This window comes from Nonomuraea sp. NPDC050733, assembly GCF_040654215.1.
Lineage (GTDB): Bacteria > Actinomycetota > Actinomycetes > Streptosporangiales > Streptosporangiaceae > Nonomuraea.
The window spans coordinates 1-1690 of sequence record NZ_JBFAHO010000089.1 but is presented as its reverse complement, the minus strand read 5'-3'; the positions used below and the strand labels follow the sequence as shown (position 1 = coordinate 1690).

Annotated in this window: 1 protein-coding gene and 1 pseudogene; both read left to right on the top strand. The window is 78.2% G+C overall.

Annotated elements, in window-relative coordinates; all coding sequences use genetic code 11:
* Nucleotides 1–632, top strand: a 632-nt coding sequence (locus AB0H64_RS44895; RefSeq protein ID WP_357638073.1) for a hypothetical protein, incomplete at its 5' end; no start/stop codon positions are given.
* Nucleotides 629–1690, top strand: a pseudogene (locus AB0H64_RS44890) (hypothetical protein); the annotation flags it as partial. The gene AB0H64_RS44895 and the pseudogene AB0H64_RS44890, both read left to right, overlap by 4 nt.

The window sequence follows — 1690 nt, the reverse complement described above, 5'->3', positions numbered from 1 at the left end:
CGCGCGGGCTCCTCCTGCGTGGCACGGCCCACGAAGTCGCGGCACTGCTGCGCGCCGGCCGGGCCGTCCCGGCGCGCCGCCGCCAGCGGGCGCCGTTCGTGCTGCTCGTCGTGGGGCTGCTCTGTGGCGGCCTGGTCAGCCTGCTCCTGCTCAACACCGTGCTCGCGCAGGACTCGATCACCGCCTCGAAGCTGCGTGGCGAGATCGCCGCCGCCCGCCAGCACAACGATCGGCTTAAGCAGCTGATCGAGCAGGAGACGCAGGCCGACGTCATCGCCAGGCGCGCCGAGGACCAGGGCCTCCACCTCGACAACACCATCAACCCGCTCACCCTGGGCGACAAGGGCACGGCCACCGCCGCCAAGCCCGGCACCGGCGCCGACAAGCGCACGGGCACCGGCGAGGAGACCACGGCCGGCACGCGTACCAGCACGGGCGCCGACACCGCGACCGGCAAGCCCGGCGCCACGGCGGAGTCCGGCACCGGTACCGGCGGCACGGCGGACACGGCCGACACCGGTGCCGCGACCAGCGGCACCGCCGACAGTGCGGCCGACAGTGCGGCCGACAGTGCGGCCGACAGCGCGGCCGACACCGGGGCCGACGCCGGGCGGGTGGGCCAGACCCGGTGAGCAACACAGGCGGCAGGGGCCAGGGGCCCGGCCGTGGCGGGGGCGGCGCCGGCTCTCAAGGAGGGCCCGGCGCCGCCCGTCGTACGTCCGGCGGCCCCGGCCGGTCGGGAAGGCAGGCGGGTTCGGCCCGTTCCGAGGGTGCGGACCGTCCGCCCTCCGACGAGCGGCGCGACCCCCGTAACCGCCCCGACCCGTTCGACCTGCCTTTCGACCTCTCGTTCGGCCCGTCCGGCGACGACGCCGACGAGCAGCCCCGCGGCCGTGCGCCGCGAGGACGCGCCCCGCAGGACCCGCGCCCCCGCCAGGACCCGGCGACCGGCCGCGACCCCGCACGCGGCCGCACGCGCCGCGACCGTGACGACGACGCCCAGGACGCTGCACGTGGTCGTACGCGCCAGGATCGGGACGGGGAGCCCCAGGACCTTCCGCGCGGCCGTCTGCGCCGTGACGCCGACCCGCAGGACGTTCCGCGCGGCCGCACGCGCCGCGATCACGACGAGGGCCCCCAGGACGTCCCGCGCGGCCGCACGCGCCGTTACCGCGACGAGGACCCGCAGGACGTCCCGCGCGGCCGTCTGCGCCGTGACCGCGACGACGTGCCGGACGCCGGACGCGGCCCGACCCGCCGCGACCGGGACGGTGACCCGTCGGACGTGCCGCGCGGCCGTACACGGCGGGACCGTGACGGCGACCCGCAGGAGGCTCCACGTGGGCGTCTGCGGCGTGACCGGGACGACGAGCCGCGGGACCTCCCACGGGGCCGCCTGCGCCAGGACCGGGACGGCGATTCCCGGGACACCCCGCGCGGCCGTGCGTCGCAGGACGAGGCCCGTGGGCGGTCCGCCGACCGCTCAGCCGGCCGGTCCGGCGGCCGGGCGGCCCAGGACCGGATGACCGGCCGGCCCGAGCGGGCCGCCGGAGAGCGCCGCCCCCGCCACGACGACGAGACCCCGGACTGGGACCAATCGTCGCCTACTGCGGCGGCCCGTACTGCGTCGTGTCACCGGAGGCGGTGCGACTGCTGCGGGCGCACGGCTTCCGGGCGCTGCCCCTGGAGG